Raw genomic sequence first — 21,594 nt, forward strand, 5'->3', positions numbered from 1 at the left:
GGTGTAGAATGAGCAAAGTTCCTGTTGCGGAATTGGCATCACTATTAAATGACTGGAACATGGAAATCAAAAAAGATCATGCAGATGAGGCAGAACGATTATTTGCTAAAGCGAAACAAGCAGTAGAGGAAATTGACGATGCTGATATCCACATGTATTATTCTCTGCTTGAGAAGAGGCATCACATTCTCATGTACAATTTGAGAGGGCAAAAGGGGAATGTATCAACGAAAAGTATAGAAGGTCATTTTGGGAAAAAAGATGATGATCTGTCTCATCGCCTTGCCTATTATTTCGATTTTTATGAGGGTGTGTATGAGCAGCACCAAGGAAATTATGAGGTAGCATTGCAAATGTATCAAAGTGCTGAAAAGCTCTTAGATAAAATTCCAAGTGAGATAGAACGTGCTGATTTTGATTTTAAGGTGGCTTGGCTTTACTATCGACTTAGTCATATTATGCTCTCATTAAGCTATATTCGCAGAGCCCTCCACGTCTATAAACGTCACAAGCATTATGAAAGAAGAACGGCACTTTCATACTCTCTCGTTGCAGCTAATCTAACAGAGATCGGCCGGTACGAAGAGGCGCTTGAGAATTATCGTCTGGTGGAAGAGGTTTTGACAAGTGAGCAGGATGACTTTATGCTGGCTCAGCATCACCACAATGTGGCTATTTTATATTCATTTTGGAACAAACCGAAAGAATCAATATGTCATCTTGAAAAAGCGATGTCCCATCAAGAGTATTATGATTCAGATTTCTTTTTCCATTCTACGTATCTGATCAGCCGGGAGCTCTGTGTGATTGGTGAAAAGCAGCGTGCAAGCCAATATATAGAGGCTGCATATGCCAGAATAAAAGATGCTTCTCATGAAGTGTTTCAGCTCAAAATAGGCATCGTACATGATCTTTACTTAACGAATGCGCCACAAAGATTTCAGCAAATTGATGAGAAATTAAGAAAGTTAGAAGAGAAGAATGAATATCATGAAGTAAAAGAGCTTTCGCATTTTGCGGCAAAGTATTGTGAAAAGCAAGCACTTTATGAGCAGTCTGTTTTTTACTTGAATAAAAGTTTAGAATCGGATTTACATATGAAAAGAAAGGGGTTGATTTAAGATGAAAACAGGTTTAAAAGTGTTATTCGTTGTGGGTTTAGCTATCGCTGCATCTGTTCTAACTCAAAACGCTGCGGGTTCATTCGAAGTAGCAGAAAAAATCATTGGTGGTTAATCTCCCAGCCATATCTCGCCCTTGTTGATGATCGTCAGCAAGGGTTTTTTGTTTAAATAGGCTCTTCTTATTAAACGCTGCAAGAACGTTTAATAAGAAGAATTCGCAACAAAGGGGGTGTGCAAATTTGTTACCTGCCCCATTATTCTAAATAAACATAGGGCAGAGCAACAAGTTAAAAAGGTCACCTTTCTTTGCTTAATTTAATTTTTTGCAGGACTTTTCATTCAAATTTTATCAAATTGGTCTATTGTACATAGAAGTGAAAGAAAAAGCGCGAACACCGCTCCATTTGTCATGCATATGATGAGATGAGGTGGATCTTGAAGGTAGGTGATTGTATGTATCCACGGGCATATGGAGGCTTTCACGGAGGCGGTTTTAGCGGAGGGGGAGCACATATCGGACCGGTTGGCACTCATATCGGCTTTGGCGGATTTGGGACATTTTCTGGATATCCGTATGGCTCCATGTTCATCATGGGGTGTCCTCCTGGTTTTTATGTGAGAAGTTATTAGTGGTTCATCACAATGATGAAATAGCCATCTAGAGATTGGCTATTTCAATCGGTGAAAGTGCTTGAATGCAGCAGTGATCACAATGACCCCAAGGATGCAGATAGGCAGCCAAATGATGATAAACGGATCGTAAGCATCAGTGTATGCAGCTAAAGCGGCACCTAGGCAGTAAAAGACAATAGAACCGATTCGCATCAAGCTCGCATGCTGAATAGGGGCTTTTCTTTTTTCCCTGTGTGATAAGCACTGAGCCAAATCTTCAAACAGATTAGCGAGTGTGCTCGTTAGAACAGTTGTTGAAATGCCAGCAACATTTAATTTTCGTGCGGCCGTCGTCTGTATGCCCATGGCCATACTTAAAAGAATAATCAGCATAAAATAAGCACCCTGTGTATAAGGAAAAATGGTCATGAGAGCAAATAGAAGCAAGATCATCACTTCTATAATAAAGATACGTGTAACGGCTTTTGGCCAAAACGTTTTTTCATGCTTCCCGCCCATCACAACGGCAAGTAAAACACCTAGAACGAACCCACTCAGTGCAGTGATGGAATGAAGGGCTGTTAGCTGCAATGAACTTCCTGCTGCAATGCCAAGCAGCACAATATTACCCGTCATATTTGCTGTAAACACATGTCCTAGGCTCAAATAGCCAATCACATCCACAATTCCTGCGGAAAGACATAAGAAGATCAGTGCTATGTTTCGAAATGAATGTGCGGTCAAGATGGTCATCCCTTTCTTACTCTCTAATGAATAAGTGTAACGCTTAATGACCGCGAAAGTCCATCTGATGAGCTGGTAAAATGTCTTGAAGCTGATGTAAGACTTGTCTAAAAGCATCATCATTCACAAGGTGCCTTATGCGGCGAAACGGATCGCCTTTTTCCTTTAGCCGCTCAATGACAGCCGGCATGGTAAACATAGATGGATGAAGCTCTTTCTGATACAGTTCTTCCCATTCAAGTGGTGTCGCAACGAGTCCAAGATCGTTTCCTCTTGGGGAATATGGGGCGATGATTGTTTTTCCAGCATCATGCTGAAGGTAATCTAAATATAAACGATTGCCGCGATTTTTCTTTAAACGTTCCAGAGTAAAGAGATCAGGTGCTTGTTCACATAAAAATTGGCATATAAAAGCTGTGAATTGTCTTGTTTCATCGTATGTGAAGGCGTTTTTCTTTAATGGAATGTAAACTTGAAGTCCTTTTCCGCCGCTTGTTTTGATAAAAGCTGTGAGAAAGAGTTCATCTAAAAGCGCTTTGATTCGCTTAGCTGCTTCTATGGCTAGGTGAAATTCTTTGACAGATGGCGGGTCTAAATCAAAGACGATTTCTGCCGGTCGATCGGTATCTCTTGTTTCAAAAGGAATATGAAATTCCATCGCCAGCTGGTTACCGAGCCAAAGTAACGTGTTAGGATCATTACAGACCGTATAAGGAATATCTTCAACTTGATCTGTCACAACAAAATCAGGCGCATAATCAGGCGTCGACTTTTGATAAAAGAATTCGCCTCCAGTGCCATGAGGGAACCGAATTAAAGTGAGACGTCTTTCACGTAAAAAGGGCAATAGATAGGGAGCCGCTTGTCTTAAATAAAGTAAGTAATCTGCCTTGTTGAGATGAAGGGCCGGCACAATTGGTTTCTCAGGGTGAGTGACGTCAATGACGGCAGGGAGCGGAAACAGCTGCTTGAGCATTTGCTGAAATGTACACGCAGCTGGATCCGCATCTAGTAAAAATGAAGAAAAACGGGGCTCTCTTAACACTGACCCATCAAAGGATATACAAGCAATATTTGCGACAATAGATGGCGGGATTTCATATTCTGATGCTCCTATCAGATCTCCTTTTGTTTGAAATAACTGACGGAGCGTTTGCTCTTCTTCTTTAGAAAAACCATGCTTGAATTGGACAACCTCAATGAGAGCAGTATCTTGATAAATACTGCCTTGGAAATAACCATTTTCTTTATCAAAACGGGTCACAATGACAGATACATACCGCCAGTTTTTGATTTTCAGCCATTCTTTAGAGCGGGTATTGTCCAGCCATTTACTCGTCTTTTTTTTAGCAACTAGTCCTTCCGCTAAATACGTCGTCATCAGCTCTTTCATGTACTCAGGGCTTGGATCTGTATGGATGATTTGAAGGAGGGAAGGATGCTCCAGCTGTACAGATGGCGGAAGCTCTGACTCCTGGAATACTTGCTGTAACCGGTTTTTTCTTTCCACCAGCGGTAAATCAACAAGGGATTTCCCTTTGCATCTCAATAGATCGAACGCAATCAAATGACATGGAAACCGCTCAGCCTGCAAGCGAATGATTTCTTTGTTTTTCATCCTGCCTCTTTGCTGAACCTTCGCAAAATCGCTTTGCTGTTCATTCAGTAAAGAGACCAATTCTCCGTCAAGCGTCAGTGGTAAAAAAGGAGCAAACCGGTCCTTTAATTGTATACACTGGTCAATCACCTCTGGAAATTGTTCGTTTAACCGTTTTCCGGCCCTGCTCTCTAAATGAATCTCGTCTTCTTCCCACACGAGAATGGTTCGAAAGCCATCATATTTTAATTCATACAGCCAGTCTGCACCGGCAGGAATATCATGTGCAGACGTTAATCGCATAGGTTTCATTGGGCTATTCACTTCCTCACATCTTGTGTTCTTAGATTGGGATGAAATTTTCATAAACATACATAAGTCTGAAGAAAACATTACATAGTAAGGAGAAAAGAACGGAGGCGTCACGATGCATACAGTTTGGAAGGGCGGCATTAGCTTCGGATTGGTCAATATTCCAGTCAAGCTGTTTACCGCTACAGAGAACAAAGATATTAAATTAAGACAGCTGCATAAAGAATGCCATACGCCCATTAACTACAAAAAGGTTTGTGCCAATTGTGGGGAAGAGGTATCTCCAGAACAAATAGTGAAAGCATACGAATATGCTAAAAATAAATTTATTGAATTGGACGATGAAGAGCTAGAAAGGCTGCGAAAAGAAAATGAAGAAAAAGCCGTCGAAATCATTGATTTTGTGAAGATAGAAGAAATTGATCCGATCTATTATGAAAGAAGTTATTTTTTATCACCAGATACGGGCGGAGCGAAGGCTTATTCATTACTCAGAAAAGCCTTGGAGGAATCGGGGAAAATTGGGGTGGCCAAGATGATGATCCGCTCGAAGGAGCAATTAGCAATCGTCAGGTGCTATGAACATATTTTGCTGATGGAAACCATTCATTTCCCTGACGAGATTAGACAAGTATCAGACGTACCAAATATTCCGCAAGAGGAAAATATCGTGAAGAAGGAGTTAGATACAGCGCTCCTTTTAATCGAGCAGCTGACCACAACATTCGACCCAGCCGCTTATCAGGATGAATACAGAGAACAGCTGATGAATTTAATAGGGGATAAAATATCTGGAGAACATACGGTTCAGCCAGAAACGACAGGCAAAAAAGACCCATCTTCCAATGTGACCGATTTGATGGCAGCTCTACAGGCTTCTATCGATCGATCTAAACCAGCAAAAACGAAAAAAGCAGCCCCAAAGAAAAGAAAAACACCAGCGAAAAAAGAAAAGAATGCGTAAGAAAAGATCGCTTACGGGCGGTCTTATTGCGGTTTTAACACGTCCTGAATCGTTCCGTCTTTTCGGTGAATGACAACGGACGTTCCTTTTTTAGATGAAATCTCTTTCGCACGGTCAATTGCAGCCTGTTTCGTTTCTTTAACCTCGCTCGCACGTTTCGCTTTTTCTGTCTGAACCGCCCAGCCCTCTTCATGTTTAACGGCATGCTGCGCATGATCCATGAGCTCTGGCCTTGAGGAGCTGCTTTCTTTAGAAGGTGTGACAGAACCATTAGATGAAAAATCTTCTATCTCTTTCTCCGTTGCGTTCTTTTTCCACTCTTTCGCTTGACTGATCGCGATTGGGAGGGCTCTATTTTCGTCATAGCCTTCCTGGATCATTTTGTTCGCAATCTCAAGCGCTTTTTTTCGAATGACTTTTTCTAACGACTGAAATGAAGCAGGATAACCTTCCATTGTCCAAGGCATATTGACGCTCCTTTCTTTTATTTGAACACCTTCCCCATATGCAATGGATCAAACATACAAGAATCTCAAACCAATGGATGGGATGAAATACATCGTTTTGCTGAGGCATTTTCACGTCAACTCCAGCAAAATAGGGGGTAGAAAAGGAGTGATTTTCATGATGATCAAAGGCTTGTATGAAGCCCATTTGCCCGTGAGTGATATGAAGGCATCCATATCATTTTTTGAAAAATTGGAATTAACGCTTGCTTATGAAAATGAAAGAGTGGCATTTTTATGGATTGAGAAAGGAAAGAGCTGGCTTGGAATATGGAAGGCAGATATGTCCACTATCCCATATCATCCAGCGACTCGACATGTAGCCTTCCAAATTAAATCATCCAGCATTGAACAGATCAAAGCTTGGCTGATAGAAAAAGGGATCAGCATTCACCCAATGTTTGGCTTTTCAGAAGAGGAGCAGCCTTTAGTTCTCGATAATCCGCCGCAATTTCATGCAGCGATCTATTTTCTGGACCCTGATGGAAATCTGCTTGAATGCATAGCACCACTTGAAATCGATGCAGCAGATCATCACGACATGATGGCATATGAAGATTGGGATAGAAAGAAAAATCCGTTTATTGATTGACAAAACCCCTCATTGTAACTATAGTGATTACAACGGTGGTGAAAGATTGTGAAACAAATTAGCAGCAGGTATCCGATCGCTGTTCATATTTTGTCATTTATTGCAGGTTTTCCAAAAGAGTGTACAGGTGATTTTATTGCAGAGAGTGTCAATTCAAATCCTGTCATTGTTCGAAAAATGATGGCAATGCTCAAACGAGCGGGGCTTATTGAGATTCGCCGCGGAGTAGGCGGTGCTTATTTAAAAAGGCCGGCAGAGGAAATCACGCTCTTAGATGTGTACCGTGCTGTCGATGTGAGCGAGGATGAAGATTTATTTAACTTCCATCAGCCAGTCATCGCATGTCCGATTGGTCAAGCCATGGATACGAGACTGCGGCACGAACTCAAAGAAGCGCAGTCTGCACTTGAAAATCGCCTAAGACAAGTGACAATCAAGCAATTATTGATGGAGGAAGATTAGAAGAAGCTCATACCCTTTGAGCTTTTTTTACACCTTTTGTTGTAACCGATATGTTTATAACAAATGATCTAATATGTGCCTGAAGCTGTTCTACCCATGAAGCATCACCGTCGAATCACAAAATGAGGAGGTCATACAAATGAAATTATTAGTAACAGGTGCAACAGGACAACTTGGTTCCTTAGTCGTCAAGCATTTACTGACAAAAGTACCGGCTGAACAAATTGCGGTGAGTGTTCGGGACCCGCAAAAAGCAGCACATTTGAAGGAAGCTGGGGTGGATGTACGCCACGGAGACTTTACTCAGCCAGACACCCTTAAGGCAGCCTTTCAAGGCATTGACCGTCTTTTGATGATTTCAACTGCAGAAGGAGACCGCGTGAAGCAGCATACAGCTGCCATCCAAGAGGCGAAAGCAGCAAACGTGTCATTTATTGTTTATACGAGTGTTGTCAATGCAAGAGAGAGTCAGCTTGTCCTTGCCCATGACCATGCAAAAACAGAAGAAGCCATTTTGGCCTCTGGCATCCCTCATGTGCTTTTAAGAAACAATTGGTATGTAGAAAATGAAAAAGACACCATTCTGGCATCAGTCAGCGGCGCACCATTTTTAAGCCCTATTGGTGAAGGGAAAGTTGGCTGGGCGACAAGAAATGACTATGCAGAAGCGGCGGCAAATGCGTTAACACTTCCGGTGCATGACCAGGAAATATATGAATTGTCAGGACCTCTTCGGACGCACACTGAACTTGCACAAATTGTCAGTGAGGTGAGCGGAAAAGAGATCAAAGTAGAAAAAATCGATGTAGACACATTTGGAGAATTTTTAGCTTCTAACGGCGTGCCAAAAGAAGCTGTGCCATTTGTCAAAGCCATTCAAAGCGGCATTCGCGATGGTGCCTTGGCTGTTGAAAGCCATGATTTTGAAACATTATTAGGACGCCCCTTAACACCTATTGAAGAAAGAATTCGTGAATTGATTTCAACATAAACATCTTCACACGCCCTGTAAAAAGGGCGTTTTTTCATGAAGCAATAATGGCAATATGTACAAATTTTAGACAAATCACTTCATTGAAATTTCAGAAATTTGGGATTAAAATGAAATCAAAGTCTATTCTGTAGTCATCAGATGACCAGATATAAATCAAAGTGCAGCAAAAGAAGGGAAGTTCGCCGATGAAAGTCCATTTATTCGTCACCTGTTTAATTGACACAATGCAGCCTAATGTAGGAAAGGCGACAGTCGAGGTGTTAGAACGGCTCGGTGTTGAAGTGGAATTTCCAGAGGCACAAGTGTGCTGCGGACAGCCAGCCTTTAACAGCGGCTATACAAAAGAAACCATCAAAGCAGCGAAAAACATGATCAAAGCCTTTGAATCAGCTGAATATGTCGTGACACCATCAGGTTCTTGTAAGGCGATGTTTTTAGAATATCCTCATCTTTTTAAAGAAGATCCAGTGTGGACAGCTCGGGCTGAGGCACTTGCTGCGAAAACATATGAATTAACGGAATTTATTGTAGATATTTTACACGTAACAGATGTAGGTGCGAGTTTTAAAGGAAAAGCAACCTACCATACCTCCTGCCATATGACGAGACTGCTAAGAATTATGGAAGCGCCTTTCACACTGTTGTCAAATGTCAAAGATTTGACGATGGAACCTTTGCCCCGAGCAGAAAATTGCTGCGGATTTGGAGGTACCTTTTCAGTAAAAATGACACCCATATCTGAGCAGATGGTCGATGAAAAAGTGCAAAGCATAGAGGAAACAGGCGCTGAATATATCATTGGTGCTGACTGTGGATGCCTGCTGAATATTGGCGGAAGATTGAACCGCCTTGAAAAACCAATCCAGGTGATGCATATCGCAGAAGTATTAAATAGCCGCTGACGCGAAGAGGGGAACGGCATATGAGTATGAAAATTGGAGAGAAGGCCTTTAAAGAGCGAATCGGGGAAGGCTTAGAAGACGCTGTCATGAGAGGAGCTGTTTCCTCGGCACAGGAGCGCCTGTATCAAAGGCGGATGACTGCAAGCGAAGAGCTTGGCAATTGGGAAAAGTGGCGTGAACTTGGCGAGGAAATCAGACAACATACACTTGCTCACCTTGATGACTACTTATATCAATTAAGCGAAAGTGTGAGTGAACGCGGAGGTCATGTCTTTTTTGCGAAAACAAAGGAAGAGGCATCAGCGTATATTCAAGGTGTGGCACAAAAAAAAGCGGCCAAAAAGATTGTCAAATCAAAATCAATGGTCACTGAAGAAATTGAAATGAATCAAGCACTTGAAGAGATCGGCTGTGAGGTGATCGAAAGCGATCTTGGCGAATATATTCTGCAAGTAGATGATCATGAACCGCCTTCACATATCGTGGCACCTGCCCTTCATATGACGAAAGAACAAATACGGGACGTGTTTCACGAAAAGCTCGGATATGACATGTCAGAAACCCCTGAAGATATGACGAGCTTTGTGAGAGCAATCTTACGAGAAAAATTCCTCGAAGCAGATATTGGCGTGACCGGCTGTAATTTTGCTGTGGCCAACACAGGTTCCATTTGTCTTGTGACAAATGAAGGGAATGCGGATCTTGTCACGGCCATACCAAAGACGCATATAGCTGTCATGGGGATGGAGCGGCTTGTTCCAACAATGGAGGAGCTGGATGTCCTTGTTGGTCTTTTGTGCAGAAGCGCAGTTGGTCAAAAATTAACAAGTTATATTTCTGTCGTGGGGCCAAAAGGAGAAGAAGAGGTCGATGGGCCAGAAGAATTTCATTTGGTCATTGTTGATAACGGAAGGTCAAATATATTAGGTACAGCCTTTCAGCCTGTTCTGCAATGCATCCGGTGCGCAGCGTGTATCAATGTGTGCCCGGTTTACCGGCATGTTGGCGGACATTCGTACGGATCGATTTATCCGGGTCCGATTGGAGCTGTTCTCTCACCTCTTCTTGGCGGCTATGATGACTATCAAGAGCTCCCCTTTGCGTCAAGCCTTTGCGCAGCTTGCACGGATGCTTGTCCAGTGAAGATTCCACTTCATGAGCTATTAATTAAACATAGACAAGTCATCGTTGAGAAAGAGGGGAGAGCGCCTAAAGCTGAAATGATGGCGATGAAAATGTTCGGAATGGGGGCATCGACTCCCGGGATGTATCAATTCGGAACAAAAGCAGCACCTGTTTTGATGAATCGTATGGCTTCAAACGGACGGATTTCAAAAGGAATGGGTCCTTTAAAGAATTGGACAGATATTCGTGACCTGCCAGCTCCAAGTAAAGAAAGATTTCGGGATTGGTTTAAAAAGAAACAAAAGGAGGAACGGTCATGAAGGGAACCATTTCTCATCGAGATTCGTTTTTAGCTCATATCCAGCAGCAATTAGGCAAAGGCTCCTCTCCATCTACATCTATTCAGCGTCCGGGATGGAAGCATCAAGTACAGTGGGAAACAAACGGACTTCTGTCTAAAGAGGAATTGGTGGAGCAATTGAAGAAGCAATGTCAACAAATTCATACAAGAGTGATAGAAACAACGCCGGAGGAAGTGCCCTCTCTATTACGATTATTGATGACAGAGTATGGAGAGGGTCCCGTGATGACCTCGCGTGATAGACGTTTTGAGCAATATGGATTCAATCCTATGTTTGCTTGCTTGCAAAAAGAAGGAATCTCGGTCACCAGCTGGGATGCAGATGCATCAAGGGATGAAAATATAAGGCAGGCAGAACAAGCGAAATATGCGGTTGTGTTCAGTGATTACACACTTGCAGAATCTGGCACAGTTGTTCTTTCATCTCATCAAGGTCAAGGAAGAGCGCTTCATTTTTTACCGATGATGTATATCGTGTGTATAGAAAAAAGCTCAATTGTTCCGCGGATGATTCAGGCCGTCTCGGCTCTCAATCGCTTGGTAGAGGAGGGAGAGCGGGCGAAAGGAGCCATTCATTTCATATCAGGCCCGAGTAATTCTGCCGATATTGAAATGAATTTAGTGGTTGGGGTTCATGGTCCGGTTCGAGCCGTTTATCTATTAATAGATGATGAATGAGGGCTTTCGTGAAGAGAGCCTTTTTTTATATGAAAACAGCTTTCAAACATTTTAAAAAATCATCTTGCCTCTAGGTGAATGGACATAGTAAGATGACGACATACAAGGTGAGAAGCTCATCTACTGCTGATGTAAAGGAAGCTGCTTATGGAAATAAATACAACTGCTCCAAAGAAGTCAATCGCAGTGCCGCTTGTAATTTCAATTATTGCCATTTCGTTCTCTGCAATTATTGTGAAATGGTCAAGTGCTCCTGCTGCTATTTTAAGTATGTATCGAATGATCTTGGCGGCTGTTTTGATGCTTCCGTTTATCCTGCCGCGGAAAAAAGAGTTTCTCTCGATTAAGCGTAGAGACTGGTTTTTCTTATGTATGTCAGGTTTTTTTTTAGGGCTCCATTTTGTGTTGTGGTTTGGCTCACTGAAGCTGACCACAGTGGCAAGCTCTACGATTATCATCGCTCTTCAGCCGATGGTGTCCCTGTTAGGTGGATTTCTCATTTTCCGTGAACGAACAACGATGTCTGCTATATTCACGATGTGTGCGGCGATTGTTGGTGCACTGATGATTGGGTGGGGAGATATAGGTCATAGCCAAGAGGCAATCGTAGGAGATATTTTATCCTTTTTAAGTGTGATCGCAGTTGTTTGTTATTTATTAATAGGCCAACAGGCTGTGAGAAAAATATCTCATTGGATTTATAGTTTTTGTGTATTTGGTTTTGCCGGCCTTTTTTTAATTCTTTTCAACCTGCTTCAGCACACTTCTTTCACAGGCTATCCGGGAAAAGAATGGGGAATCTTTTTATTGCTCGCCATTATTCCCACCATGTCTCATGTCATTAACAATTGGCTATTAACCTATGTCAATGCGACAACCATTTCAATGAGTATTCTCGGCGAACCCGTTGGGGCCACGATACTTGCTGTATGGCTGCTTGGAGAGAAAGTCACACTGTTTCAAATGTTAGGCGGTCTGCTTGTCCTTTTAGGTGTCTTTTTCTTTTTGATGCAGCAGCGTCAAGGGATCGTGATGAAAACAAAAAAATCCGGTTAATCTCCGGATTTTTTACTCTTTTAAATGATTTTTTTCAATGACTTGGTTTAATCTAGCCTCGACTTTCTTCAACTCCATACGTTTCTTTCTGATCATTCGAAACGCGATGATCATGATTGTCACGATAAATGCGATGAATAGAAGAGAAATCACTTGAAATATGATATCTCCAATATTGAATGCAACATTCTCTCCATTAGACATACGTAAAACCTCCCCCTCTATCTATATATTACCATAATCAATAAAGGATTGAGATTTATTCATAATTTATCTATAATAGGTAAAATATCACTCATTAAAGGAGAACCAATATGAGAACTTTAGTCCTTTTACGAGGTCTCCCAGGTGTAGGTAAGTCAACTTGGATCAAAGAGCAAGGCTTAGAGCCATATACTTTATCAGCTGATCAGATCCGTTTGTTGACCCAGCCGCCGCAGTTATCAGTCAATGGGAAACCGGAGATTACAAGCAAGCATGATCATAAAGTCTGGTCTTTATTATTTGATTTACTCACAGCCCGAATGGAACGTGGAGATTTTACTGTGATTGATGCGACACATGTCATAAGCAAGTCGATTTCTCAATATAAGTCGTTAGCCACTACGTATCGTTACAGGGTGTATGTCGTCGATTTCACGCAAGTACCACTTGAAACAGCCCTTCTGCAAAATCGCTCACGCGAACCGCACAAAGTTGTGAGGGAGTCTGTTTTGTACCAAATGAACGAACGGTTAAAAACAGAAAAGGTACCGTCATGGGTGACTGTTTTGCAGCCAGAGGAATATCCGCATGTGATGACCTATCAGCCTCGATCCTTTGATCAATATGAGGCCATTCATGTCTTCGGTGATATTCACGGTTGTCATACAGCCCTTAACACCTATTTGCAAGGGGACATCAAAGAAAACGAACTTTATATCTTTGCAGGTGATTTGCTTGATAGAGGAATAGAAAACAAGGAAGTTTTAGAATGGATGCTCGCACATAGAGAATGCCGGAATGTCATTGTGATCGAAGGCAATCATGATCAGCATTTATACCGGTTTGCACATGGCGAAAAAGTAAGAAGCAACATGTTTAACCGTCATACTGCGCCTGAAATCGAAGCAGGAGACTTTGATTTAAAAGAAGTAAGAAAGTTTGTCAGAACATTTCATCAGCTTACTTATTTTACGTACCATGGCCAGACATATCTTGTCACCCATGGCGGGCTTGCTCATTTGCCAGAAGAGCTTCTGCATGTCTCGACCCAGCAGCTTATTCACGGAGTAGGGGAATATTCAGATGACATAGACCACTTATTCGTTCAAAACACAGCTGGATTAGATATCATTCAAATTCACGGGCATCGCAATTTATACAGGCTGCCTATTCAAGCAGCAGAAAGGTCTTATAACCTCGAAGGTCAGGTTGAATTTGGCGGACAGCTGCGGGTATTGAAAATCACAGCTGACGGGATTGAGACACATGAAATTGACAATCCTGTATATAGAGCCTCTGAGAAAAAACAATCGGTCTCTGTTCAACCAGATATTTCGCTGGAGGATTTTTTAGCTCACTTAGATCAGCATGAATATGTACAGGAATTAAAGCTGCCGCACCATATTTCATCTTTTAATTTCACGAAAAAGGCTTTTAGTGAACGGCAATGGGACGACGTGAATGTGAAGGCAAGAGGTTTGTTTGTCAATATGGCTTCAAAGCAGATTGTTTCTAGAAGCTATAATAAATTTTTTAACATTGATGAGCGTCCTGAGACAAGAATGCAGCATTTAGTGAATCACATTCAATTCCCTGTCACCGCATATGATAAAGCAAATGGATACTTAGGAACTGTTGGGTATAACGAAATGGAAAATGAATTGGTGTTTACGTCCAAATCGTATACATCACATGTGAAGCAAAATCCGCATGCTTCCTGGGTCGAAGAGCTATTTTATGCAACCTTTGACGATGTGCAGGTCGACTACATCAAATCATACGTACGTGACAACAATGTATCTCTTGTGTTTGAAGTCATTTTGCCAGAGAAAGATCCACATATTATCACATATGATCAAGATCAACTTATTTTACTTGATATTGTGAAGCGGCAGCTGAGCTATAAAAAAGCACCATTCGCTGAAGTGAAAAGATTAAGTGAACAGCTTGGAATGTCATGCAAGCAAAAAGTGGCTGCGTTCCAGGATTGGACGTCTTTTTATAAATGGTATCAGGCAGTATCTCATGACGACTCGATTAAAGAAGAGGGATATGTCATTGAGGATGATAGAGGCTTTATGACTAAGCTCAAGCTTCCTTATTATCAATTCTGGAAGCAGATGCGTGCTATTAAGCAGCGTGTCGCCGAGAAACGTTCCACACAAAAATATATGCAGGCTTTGCAAACGGCGGAGCAAGCAAGATTTTATACGTGGCTGCTTGAGCAGGATCCAGAGAATGTGAGAAACCACTCAATTATTGAGCTGCGATCACAATTTGAGCAAACTGAAGCTGCCCAATTGAATCATGACGAAATAAATGCATAGTGTAAAAAAGAGTCTTTCTAAACAAAAGCTGAGATAGTTGCTAGAGGGGCTAAAATAATCTTTGTTTTAGTCCTTTCTCTTATTATGTGCAGAAAATATGCAGAAAAAAAGATCATTAAAAGTGTTGATATTTTGATAAAAAAAGAGTTTTCATATTCTTCAAAGCGATATGGATCAGGGAAGGTTGAAATGGCTTAAAGAGGATAAGCGGCGAGCAAGTAGTCTCAATATATAGGTCTATTTCTAGCCCCTCCAAGTCTCTTTATATGGACATATGTTGCTGACTATGAACTCATCAGTTAAGAGAAGGGCAACAAAGTTTGAACCAATTGCCTGTGAAATAGCCCCCAGAGTGGATAGAATTTGTGCTTTTTCTTCCTTGTTTTTTAATTCATAAACGCCACCAATTGCTTCTAAACCAGCACCTAATGCTTGAATCGAATTACCAACAGCAAACAGTTGCTCTCCAATGATATAATCTCCAGTAGCAGCGATAGAGGCACCAATCGATTGAAAGGAATCACCAAGTATCTCTAGACGAAGATTATCTGAATTTTCACCCTCAACATCTTGTAAATAAGCAGCTAATGAGCTTGCTGATGCACCAGCACCATCAATTAAGTTTCCAGTAAAAGCATAAGAATTCTCCTCAGGCGCTATTGCTATAACAAAAGATCCGACTGCTTGCAGACCTTCACCGATTGCTACAAGTTTATTATTGATTTCATTCATTCCTGCTAAAGATCTGATTTCTGCAATTGCAGAAATGATTGTACCAAGCGCATCAATCCAAGCTCCTGTTAAAACCTTGTACTCATCATCATTACACATGTTCCACCTCAAATTGTTGTAGATTAACTGGCAACAATCACCCTTTTTGAATGCCCTTGTTTAATAATATAGTCTGAACAAAGGAAAGGAGTGAAGGTCAAAATGCTTTCCATTAAAGAAACCATTGAATGAAACAAAAAAGCTTATCATGATGTTGTAATGGGTACATGAGGATACGCCGTCCACGCAAGTAAAGGGAGGTATATATTGATGCCTATGATGATCACATTCATTCTCCAATCGATCAGGAATGAATGTGTAGTGCTGAGGACACCCGTATGTCACAAAACTGCCAATATTTATAAGTCCTTTGGATGCAATGTAACTAGGTATCATTTCTCAATTATTATTATTTTCAGAAAATGTGGTGACGGGGTAAAATAAGTGTGTTTAAGTATAAATAGAAGAAATTAAAATATTAATATAATATACCCCATGCGGAATGAACATTCATTCCTAAAGCGAGAGGAGGGGGATAAAATGCCAGCAGCTCCTGATAAACAAGAGCAGATCATGAAGGCTTCACTGGACTTATTTATTGAACGAGGCTTTGATGGCACCACGATGCCGATGATTTCAAAAAGAGCCAACGTCGGAGCAGGTACCATTTATCGGTATTTCGATAGCAAAGAAGCACTCGTCAATATTTTGTACCAGCGCAGCCTCACTGCATTTATCGAAAAAATGAACAAAAACAGTCCAGATCCAAAGACAAGTATTAGGGCTTACTTCAAGCATGTATTTTATTGCTTGGTTTTGTTTACAAAGGAGAATCCAAGCGGTCTTTATTTTTTAGAAATTGATAAACGGTCACATTACTTAGATGAGACGAGCAAAGAGAAAATGCAGCATTTATTAAATGAACTATTTCACATCTTTGAAGAAGGGAAGAAGGATGGGATTCACCCAAATCTCTCTGGTAGAACCATTTTATCGATTGTATTTGGTGCCTTTGTACAGCTTCATAAACAGATCCTTGCAGAAGAAATAGAGCCAACGATTGAATTTTTAGAGGAAATTGAGCAATGTTTATGGCGCGCCATTAGCGTTGCATCATAATGAAATAAAGGGAGTGGGAACATGCAACAAACATCAATCATTCCAAAACCAAAAACATACGGACCGTTAAAAAATATTCCCCTGCTGAAAAAGGGAGAGCTTTCTCAAACTTTTTGGCGGCTGGCAGATGAGCTTGGACCGATCTTTCAATTTGAATTTTCAGAAACAACTAGTGTTTTTGTTTCCAGTCATGAGCTTGCTCAAGAAGTATGTGATGAGAGCCGTTTTGATAAATACATTGGGATTAGTCTCGATAAAGCAAGAGCATTTGCAGGGGATGGGTTATTTACGAGCTGGACAGAAGAACCGAACTGGAGAAAAGCTCATCAAATCTTGATGCCGGCGTTTAGCCAGCAGGCCATAAAGGGCTATCACGAGATGATGCTCGATATTGCAACGCAGCTTGTGCAAAAATGGCAAAGATCAGGCCTTGATGAAGAAATTGAAGTAGCAGAGGATATGACAAAGCTTACGTTAGATACGATCGGGCTTTGCGGTTTTGATTTTCGATTTAACAGCTTTTATAAAGAAAATCAGCATCCATTCATCGAAAGCATGCTGAAAGGCTTAAATGAAGCGATGGACCAATCGAAGAGATGGCCGATTGCAGATAAGTTAATGATCAAAAGAAGAAAAGAATTTGAGCATAATGTCGACTTCATGAAACAGTTAGTAGATGACATTATTAAAGAACGTAAAAAACAAGATGAAACGGGCGATGATTTGCTGTCCCTTATGCTGCATGCAACGGATCCTGAAACAGGTGAGCGTCTGTCAGATGAAAATATCCGTTATCAGATTATTACCTTCTTAATAGCGGGGCATGAAACGACAAGCGGTCTGCTATCATTTGCGATTTATTTCTTACTAAAGAATCCAGATAAATTAAAGAAAGCCGTTCAAGAAGCAGATGATGTGCTGCAAGGCGGGCTGCCGACATTTAAGCAGGTACAAAAGCTAAGCTACACCCGTATGGTGTTAAATGAGGCACTTCGACTTTGGCCGACTGCCCCTTCTTTCTCACTTTACGCTAAAGAAGACACAGTGATCGGAGGGGAATATCCGATTGAGAAAAACCAAAGTGTGACTGTGCTGCTTCCTAAATTACACCGTGATCAAGCGGTTTGGGGAGAGGATGCAGAAGAATTTAAACCAGAGCGGTTTATGAATCCTGAAAAAATCCCGCAGCATGCCTATAAGCCTTTTGGGAACGGCCAGCGTGCATGTATTGGTATGCAATTCGCACTTCATGAAGCCACTATGGTTCTGGCTATGGTTCTGCACAATCTGGAATTGATTGATCACACATCATATGAACTTGATTTAAAAGAATCTCTGACGATTAAGCCAAACGATTTTAAAATCAAAGTGCGGCCAAGGAAGCAGCAATTCTTTATGGCACCTCCGAAAGAGGAAGCGAAAAAAAGCACTGCATCTGATGAGTCAAAAGTGGCCAGTCACGGTACACCTCTGCTTGTCTTGTATGGATCAAATCTTGGCACAGCGCAGCAAATGGCAAACGAATTTGCTGAAGACGGAAAAGCAAAAGGGTTTGACGTAACCACTGCACCACTTGATGACTATACACGCCAATTACCAGTTTCAGGCGCTGTATTGATCGTGACGGCTTCCTACAACGGACATGCGCCTGAACATGCGAAACAATTTGTGGATTGGGTGACGCAGGATGAGGAGCAGGATTTATCAAACGTGACATTTGCAGTCTTTGGATGTGGAGATCGAAATTGGGCGAGTACGTATCAGCGTATTCCGCGTCTCATTGATGAGGCACTTGAAAGAAAAGGAGCGAAGCGTGTTGCTGATTTAGGCGAAGGCGATGCAGGCGGTGACATGGATGAAGATAAAGAAATATTCCAGAAGACTGTTTTCGAAGAGCTTGCAAAAGAATTTAATATCACTTTCCAAGAGAAAAATCAGGAAAAGCCAAATTTATCAGTTGCTTATACGAATGAGTTAGTGGAACGTCCTGTGGCGAAAACATATGGTGCCTTTTCAGCTGTTGTCTTGAGAAATACAGAATTACAATCTGAAAAAAGCCCGCGGCAAACAAGGCATATTGAACTGAAATTGCCTGAAGGGAAACAATACAAAGAAGGGGATCATATCGGGATTGTACCGAAAAATAGTGATGCACTCGTTCAGCGGGTGACCAATCGCTTTAAATTAGATCCTCAGCAGCATATTAAGCTTTCTTCTGAAAAAGAGGCAAGTCATTTACCATTAGATCAGCCGGTTCAAATCAGAGAACTACTCGCGTCACATGTTGAGCTTCAAGAGCCTGCGACACGTACGCAGCTAAGAGAGCTCGCAAAATATACAGTATGTCCGCCTCACCGAATAGAACTTGAACAAATGGCTGGTGAATCCTATCAAGAATCCATATTAAAGAAGCGAGTGACCATGCTGGATTTATTAGATCAATATGAAGCGTGTGAGCTGCCCTTTGTACACTTTTTGGCGCTTTTACCTGGTTTGAAGCCGCGTTATTACTCGATTTCTAGCTCACCAAAGATAGATGAAGAAAGGGTCAGTATCACAGTAGCAGTTGTGAAAGGCGAAGCGTGGAGTGGCCGCGGAGAATACGCCGGGGTCGCATCAAACTATTTATGTGATCTGCAAGAAGGAGAAGAAGTGGCCTGCTTCCTGCATGAAGCGCAGGAAGGATTCCAGCTGCCGCCTTCACCTGAAGTACCGATGATCATGATCGGACCAGGAACAGGAATTGCCCCATTTAGAGGGTTTGTTCAGGCAAGAGAAGTGTGGCAGCATGAAGGAAAACAACTTGGTGAAGCCCATCTTTACTTTGGCTGCCGTCACCCTCATGAAGATGATCTGTATTTTGACGAAATGCAGCTGGCAGAGCAAAAAGGAGTTGTCACCATCCACAGGGCTTACTCTCGTTACGATGAGCAAAAAGTGTATGTCCAGCACTTGATGAAAGAGGATGGCGACATGCTTATTGAATTACTTGATCAAGGTGCGTATCTGTATATTTGCGGGGATGGAAAAGTCATGGCACCAGATGTAGAGGCGACACTTGTCGATCTGTATCAAGCCGTGAAACAGTGCTCGAAAGAAACAGCTGAAAATTGGCTGACATCACTTTCGAATGACAATAGATATGTAAAAGATGTATGGAGCTAACAAACAGCGAAAACCGCCAATTTGGCGGTTTTTTTCAGTTTACATAGAAAGAGGTAGATAGAATGAATGTTGGGAAGATACAAAACACCTAATTTAAAAATGAAATATTTTGTAAAAAATAAGAATATTCTCTCATTTACTCCAATATGAAACAATCGTATGATTTTTGATATAGGACATAAAGGAGGAATATGATGAAAAAGGTGAAAATGTTAATCCCTTCTCTACTTGTTTTTGGTGCTTTAAGTGTGCCTAGTTTTGCCCATGCTTCCTCGGATTCAGTACTAACGTCTGATTATGATATGGTGACTTCTGATGGTAAGGTAATCTCTTCAAGTGATTTCCACAATGATACGAAAGCCCCCTCATCCTTTGACAAAGTGGATGATCTTTCTTCTACTGTTGGCGAAAAAGTAAAACCACTAACAAAATATTTAAAAGACTTTCAAATAAAAGTAGTCATTGGAGACGATGGTAGAACAAAAGTAGCAAACACAAGAGTTGCGCCATACAATTCGATTGCTTATATTACATTTGGCGGGTCCAGCTGTACTGGTACACTCATTGCCCCCAACAAAATTTTGACAAACGGACACTGCGTGTACAATACAGCATCGAGAAGCTATAGTGCAAAAGGGTCTGTGTATCCAGGCATGAATGATAGTACGGCCGTGAACGGCTCAGCAAACATGATTGAATTCTATGTGCCAAGCGGATATATCAATACAGGTGCGAGCCAATATGACTTTGCCGTCATTAAAACAGATACGAACATCGGAAATACGGTCGGTTACCGCTCCATCCGTCAGGTGACAAATCTGACTGGAACAACGATTAAAATTTCTGGATATCCAGGAGATAAAATGAGGTCGACTGGCAAGGTGTCACAGTGGGAGATGTCAGGTCCTGTGACGAGAGAAGATATGAATCTAGCATACTATACGATTGATACGTTTAGCGGAAATTCAGGTTCTGCGATGCTGGATCAGAACCAACAAATCGTCGGGGTTCATAACGCAGGCTATTCAAATGGAACGATCAATGGTGGTCCAAAAGCTACAGCAGCCTTTGTTGAATTTGTCAACTATGCGAAAGCGCAATAAAAAATAGAGCATAAAGCTTGTTTCCTTCAAAGGGGACGAGCCTTTTTGTTTTGAACAGAATTTGCTGGTTTTCTATTTTTCTAATCTGAGAGATTCATCAAGTGGCTCATACTCATCATTTTTTTCACATGTCATCCGTTAACCACTCATACATTAAAAATGACTCATTTCCTTAAAGTCAAGATCATGCCTGAAGAAGTATGAGGAGGTCACAAGCTTTTGAAGATGAGGAGAGGCTGGTTCACTGCTGTCGTCCTATGCTTTGTGATATGGATGGGTGCGTTATTAAGTGGATTTGGAGAGGATCAGGCGGCAAAAGGGGCAGATCGTTATGATCATGTCATTCAATTTCCAAAGGAACGGTATCCTGAAACAGGCAGTCATATTCAAGAAGCCATTCGAAAAGGGCATCCAGATGTGTGTACCATTGACCGAAACGGGGCAGATGTCCGCAGGCAAGAATCGTTAAAAGGAATTCCCGCAAAGCCTGGCTTTGACCGGGATGAATGGCCGATGGCGGTTTGTCTTGAGGGAGGAAAGGGTGCAAGTGTTCAATATGTCAGTCCATCAGATAATAGGGGAGCAGGCTCATGGGTCGGACACCAAATAAGCGGCTATCCTGATGGGAAAAGAATTTTATTTATTGTGAAATAAAACTGGGGAAGAGGGGACTGACCCCCGTTTTTGAGACAGGGATCAAAACACCTTTATACAGCCAATTGCCGATAGTTTATCGGTGATTGGCTGTTTAGTTTCGTTTGAATACGAATGTTGTTATAATAATAAATGTATTCTTTGACAGTGCGTTCTACGATGGTGGTCGTCGTTCGATCAATGCTGTTAAGATAGAACGTTTCAGACTTTAGTGAGGAATGA

Annotated in this window: 21 protein-coding genes; 15 read left to right on the forward strand and 6 right to left on the reverse strand. The window is 41.6% G+C overall.

Annotation, left to right across the window (positions count from 1 at the left end):
• Positions 1 to 8 precede the first annotated feature (8 nt).
• Positions 9 to 1,121 (forward strand): response regulator aspartate phosphatase, encoded by a 1,113-nt coding sequence (locus tag ACSLGF_RS01425; protein ID WP_456001709.1) that lies wholly within the window; start codon positions 9 to 11, stop codon positions 1,119 to 1,121.
• Between the two features lie 438 nt (positions 1,122 to 1,559).
• Positions 1,560 to 1,754 carry a hypothetical protein gene (locus ACSLGF_RS01430; protein ID WP_456001713.1) on the forward strand — a complete coding sequence of 65 codons (195 nt, stop codon included), beginning with the start codon at positions 1,560 to 1,562 and terminating at the stop codon, positions 1,752 to 1,754.
• Positions 1,755 to 1,793: 39 nt separating this feature from the next.
• On the opposite strand, the gene ACSLGF_RS01435 is transcribed toward ACSLGF_RS01430, so the two are convergent.
• Positions 1,794 to 2,489, reverse strand: a complete 696-nt coding sequence (locus tag ACSLGF_RS01435) for a YoaK family protein (protein WP_456001716.1) — start codon at positions 2,487 to 2,489, stop codon at positions 1,794 to 1,796.
• Positions 2,490 to 2,523: 34 nt separating this feature from the next.
• Positions 2,524 to 4,389, reverse strand: a complete 1,866-nt coding sequence (locus tag ACSLGF_RS01440; RefSeq protein WP_456001719.1) for a DNA ligase D — start codon at positions 4,387 to 4,389, stop codon at positions 2,524 to 2,526.
• A 115-nt stretch (positions 4,390 to 4,504) separates the two neighbouring features.
• Between ACSLGF_RS01440 and ku the strand changes: the two genes are divergently transcribed.
• Positions 4,505 to 5,353 (forward strand): non-homologous end joining protein Ku, encoded by an 849-nt coding sequence (gene ku, locus ACSLGF_RS01445; protein WP_456001722.1) that lies wholly within the window; start codon positions 4,505 to 4,507, stop codon positions 5,351 to 5,353.
• Positions 5,354 to 5,376: 23 nt separating this feature from the next.
• Here the strand turns inward: ku and ACSLGF_RS01450 are convergent, their stop codons facing one another.
• Positions 5,377 to 5,820, reverse strand: a complete 444-nt coding sequence (locus ACSLGF_RS01450; RefSeq protein ID WP_456001725.1) for a DUF2188 domain-containing protein — start codon at positions 5,818 to 5,820, stop codon at positions 5,377 to 5,379.
• Between the two features lie 157 nt (positions 5,821 to 5,977).
• Between ACSLGF_RS01450 and ACSLGF_RS01455 the strand changes: the two genes are divergently transcribed.
• The 7 genes from ACSLGF_RS01455 (at position 5,978) to ACSLGF_RS01485 (ending at position 12,029) form a co-directional block, all read left to right on the forward strand.
• Positions 5,978 to 6,451 (forward strand): VOC family protein, encoded by a 474-nt coding sequence (locus tag ACSLGF_RS01455; protein WP_456001728.1) that lies wholly within the window; start codon positions 5,978 to 5,980, stop codon positions 6,449 to 6,451.
• Between the two features lie 48 nt (positions 6,452 to 6,499).
• Positions 6,500 to 6,913 carry an Rrf2 family transcriptional regulator gene (locus tag ACSLGF_RS01460; protein WP_456001731.1) on the forward strand — a complete coding sequence of 138 codons (414 nt, stop codon included), beginning with the start codon at positions 6,500 to 6,502 and terminating at the stop codon, positions 6,911 to 6,913.
• A gap of 139 nt (positions 6,914 to 7,052) precedes the next feature.
• Positions 7,053 to 7,904: an SDR family oxidoreductase gene (locus ACSLGF_RS01465; protein WP_456001734.1), complete on the forward strand. Its 852-nt coding sequence runs from the start codon at positions 7,053 to 7,055 to the stop codon at positions 7,902 to 7,904.
• Between the two features lie 188 nt (positions 7,905 to 8,092).
• Entirely contained in the window at positions 8,093 to 8,809 is a 717-nt protein-coding gene (locus tag ACSLGF_RS01470; RefSeq protein ID WP_456001737.1) for a (Fe-S)-binding protein, read from the forward strand.
• A gap of 20 nt (positions 8,810 to 8,829) precedes the next feature.
• Complete coding sequence (locus ACSLGF_RS01475; RefSeq protein WP_456001740.1) at positions 8,830 to 10,254, forward strand: LutB/LldF family L-lactate oxidation iron-sulfur protein; 1,425 nt, start codon at positions 8,830 to 8,832, stop codon at positions 10,252 to 10,254.
• On the forward strand, positions 10,251 to 10,973 hold the full coding sequence (locus ACSLGF_RS01480; protein WP_456001743.1) for a LutC/YkgG family protein: 723 nt from the start codon (positions 10,251 to 10,253) through the stop codon (positions 10,971 to 10,973). Before ACSLGF_RS01475 ends, ACSLGF_RS01480 begins: the two co-directional genes overlap by 4 nt.
• A 147-nt stretch (positions 10,974 to 11,120) precedes the next feature.
• Positions 11,121 to 12,029: a DMT family transporter gene (locus tag ACSLGF_RS01485; RefSeq protein ID WP_456001746.1), complete on the forward strand. Its 909-nt coding sequence runs from the start codon at positions 11,121 to 11,123 to the stop codon at positions 12,027 to 12,029.
• 12 nt (positions 12,030 to 12,041) lie between these two features.
• Here the strand turns inward: ACSLGF_RS01485 and ACSLGF_RS01490 are convergent, their stop codons facing one another.
• The gene (locus ACSLGF_RS01490) at positions 12,042 to 12,233 is read right to left on the reverse strand and encodes a hypothetical protein (protein WP_456001749.1); all 192 of its coding nucleotides are present in this window, start codon (positions 12,231 to 12,233) and stop codon (positions 12,042 to 12,044) included.
• Positions 12,234 to 12,343: 110 nt separating this feature from the next.
• Between ACSLGF_RS01490 and ACSLGF_RS01495 the strand changes: the two genes are divergently transcribed.
• The gene (locus ACSLGF_RS01495) at positions 12,344 to 14,560 is read left to right on the forward strand and encodes an RNA ligase (RefSeq protein ID WP_456001752.1); all 2,217 of its coding nucleotides are present in this window, start codon (positions 12,344 to 12,346) and stop codon (positions 14,558 to 14,560) included.
• Between the two features lie 243 nt (positions 14,561 to 14,803).
• Here ACSLGF_RS01495 and ACSLGF_RS01500 read toward each other — a convergent pair whose 3' ends face one another.
• Positions 14,804 to 15,391 (reverse strand): DUF6944 family repetitive protein, encoded by a 588-nt coding sequence (locus tag ACSLGF_RS01500; RefSeq protein ID WP_456001755.1) that lies wholly within the window; start codon positions 15,389 to 15,391, stop codon positions 14,804 to 14,806.
• A gap of 480 nt (positions 15,392 to 15,871) precedes the next feature.
• On the opposite strand from ACSLGF_RS01500, the gene ACSLGF_RS01505 reads away from it, so the two are divergent.
• From ACSLGF_RS01505 to ACSLGF_RS01520, 4 genes are all read left to right on the forward strand, one after another.
• Positions 15,872 to 16,450 (forward strand): TetR/AcrR family transcriptional regulator, encoded by a 579-nt coding sequence (locus tag ACSLGF_RS01505; protein WP_456001758.1) that lies wholly within the window; start codon positions 15,872 to 15,874, stop codon positions 16,448 to 16,450.
• Positions 16,451 to 16,471: 21 nt separating this feature from the next.
• Positions 16,472 to 19,615 carry a bifunctional cytochrome P450/NADPH--P450 reductase gene (locus ACSLGF_RS01510; protein WP_456001761.1) on the forward strand — a complete coding sequence of 1,048 codons (3,144 nt, stop codon included), beginning with the start codon at positions 16,472 to 16,474 and terminating at the stop codon, positions 19,613 to 19,615.
• Between the two features lie 194 nt (positions 19,616 to 19,809).
• A complete protein-coding gene (locus tag ACSLGF_RS01515) occupies positions 19,810 to 20,718 on the forward strand; it encodes a trypsin-like serine peptidase (RefSeq protein ID WP_456001764.1) in 909 nt (302 codons plus the stop codon).
• Between the two features lie 273 nt (positions 20,719 to 20,991).
• Positions 20,992 to 21,372, forward strand: a complete 381-nt coding sequence (locus ACSLGF_RS01520; protein WP_456001797.1) for a sporulation protein — start codon at positions 20,992 to 20,994, stop codon at positions 21,370 to 21,372.
• Positions 21,373 to 21,425: 53 nt separating this feature from the next.
• On the opposite strand, the gene ACSLGF_RS01525 is transcribed toward ACSLGF_RS01520, so the two are convergent.
• Positions 21,426 to 21,594: IS3 family transposase (locus ACSLGF_RS01525; RefSeq protein ID WP_456001800.1), on the reverse strand; the 169-nt coding region annotated here is incomplete at its 5' end.

The sequence above is a fragment of the Bacillus sp. A015 genome (assembly GCF_053851875.1).

Excerpts from the sequence above, each read along its gene's own strand:
- ACSLGF_RS01425 (WP_456001709.1), top strand. The coding sequence starts at position 9 with ATGAGCAAAGTTCCTGTTGCGGAATTGGCATCACTATTAAATGACTGG.
- ACSLGF_RS01435 (WP_456001716.1), bottom strand. The coding sequence starts at position 2,489 with ATGACCATCTTGACCGCACATTCATTTCGAAACATAGCACTGATCTTC.
- ACSLGF_RS01440 (WP_456001719.1), bottom strand. The coding sequence starts at position 4,389 with ATGAAACCTATGCGATTAACGTCTGCACATGATATTCCTGCCGGTGCA.
- ku (WP_456001722.1), top strand. The coding sequence starts at position 4,505 with ATGCATACAGTTTGGAAGGGCGGCATTAGCTTCGGATTGGTCAATATT.
- ACSLGF_RS01450 (WP_456001725.1), bottom strand. The coding sequence starts at position 5,820 with ATGCCTTGGACAATGGAAGGTTATCCTGCTTCATTTCAGTCGTTAGAA.
- ACSLGF_RS01455 (WP_456001728.1), top strand. The coding sequence starts at position 5,978 with ATGATGATCAAAGGCTTGTATGAAGCCCATTTGCCCGTGAGTGATATG.
- ACSLGF_RS01465 (WP_456001734.1), top strand. The coding sequence starts at position 7,053 with ATGAAATTATTAGTAACAGGTGCAACAGGACAACTTGGTTCCTTAGTC.
- ACSLGF_RS01470 (WP_456001737.1), top strand. The coding sequence starts at position 8,093 with ATGAAAGTCCATTTATTCGTCACCTGTTTAATTGACACAATGCAGCCT.
- ACSLGF_RS01475 (WP_456001740.1), top strand. The coding sequence starts at position 8,830 with ATGAGTATGAAAATTGGAGAGAAGGCCTTTAAAGAGCGAATCGGGGAA.
- ACSLGF_RS01480 (WP_456001743.1), top strand. The coding sequence starts at position 10,251 with ATGAAGGGAACCATTTCTCATCGAGATTCGTTTTTAGCTCATATCCAG.
- ACSLGF_RS01485 (WP_456001746.1), top strand. The coding sequence starts at position 11,121 with ATGGAAATAAATACAACTGCTCCAAAGAAGTCAATCGCAGTGCCGCTT.
- ACSLGF_RS01490 (WP_456001749.1), bottom strand. The coding sequence starts at position 12,233 with ATGTCTAATGGAGAGAATGTTGCATTCAATATTGGAGATATCATATTT.
- ACSLGF_RS01495 (WP_456001752.1), top strand. The coding sequence starts at position 12,344 with ATGAGAACTTTAGTCCTTTTACGAGGTCTCCCAGGTGTAGGTAAGTCA.
- ACSLGF_RS01500 (WP_456001755.1), bottom strand. The coding sequence starts at position 15,391 with ATGTGTAATGATGATGAGTACAAGGTTTTAACAGGAGCTTGGATTGAT.
- ACSLGF_RS01505 (WP_456001758.1), top strand. The coding sequence starts at position 15,872 with ATGCCAGCAGCTCCTGATAAACAAGAGCAGATCATGAAGGCTTCACTG.
- ACSLGF_RS01510 (WP_456001761.1), top strand. The coding sequence starts at position 16,472 with ATGCAACAAACATCAATCATTCCAAAACCAAAAACATACGGACCGTTA.
- ACSLGF_RS01515 (WP_456001764.1), top strand. The coding sequence starts at position 19,810 with ATGAAAAAGGTGAAAATGTTAATCCCTTCTCTACTTGTTTTTGGTGCT.
- ACSLGF_RS01520 (WP_456001797.1), top strand. The coding sequence starts at position 20,992 with ATGGGTGCGTTATTAAGTGGATTTGGAGAGGATCAGGCGGCAAAAGGG.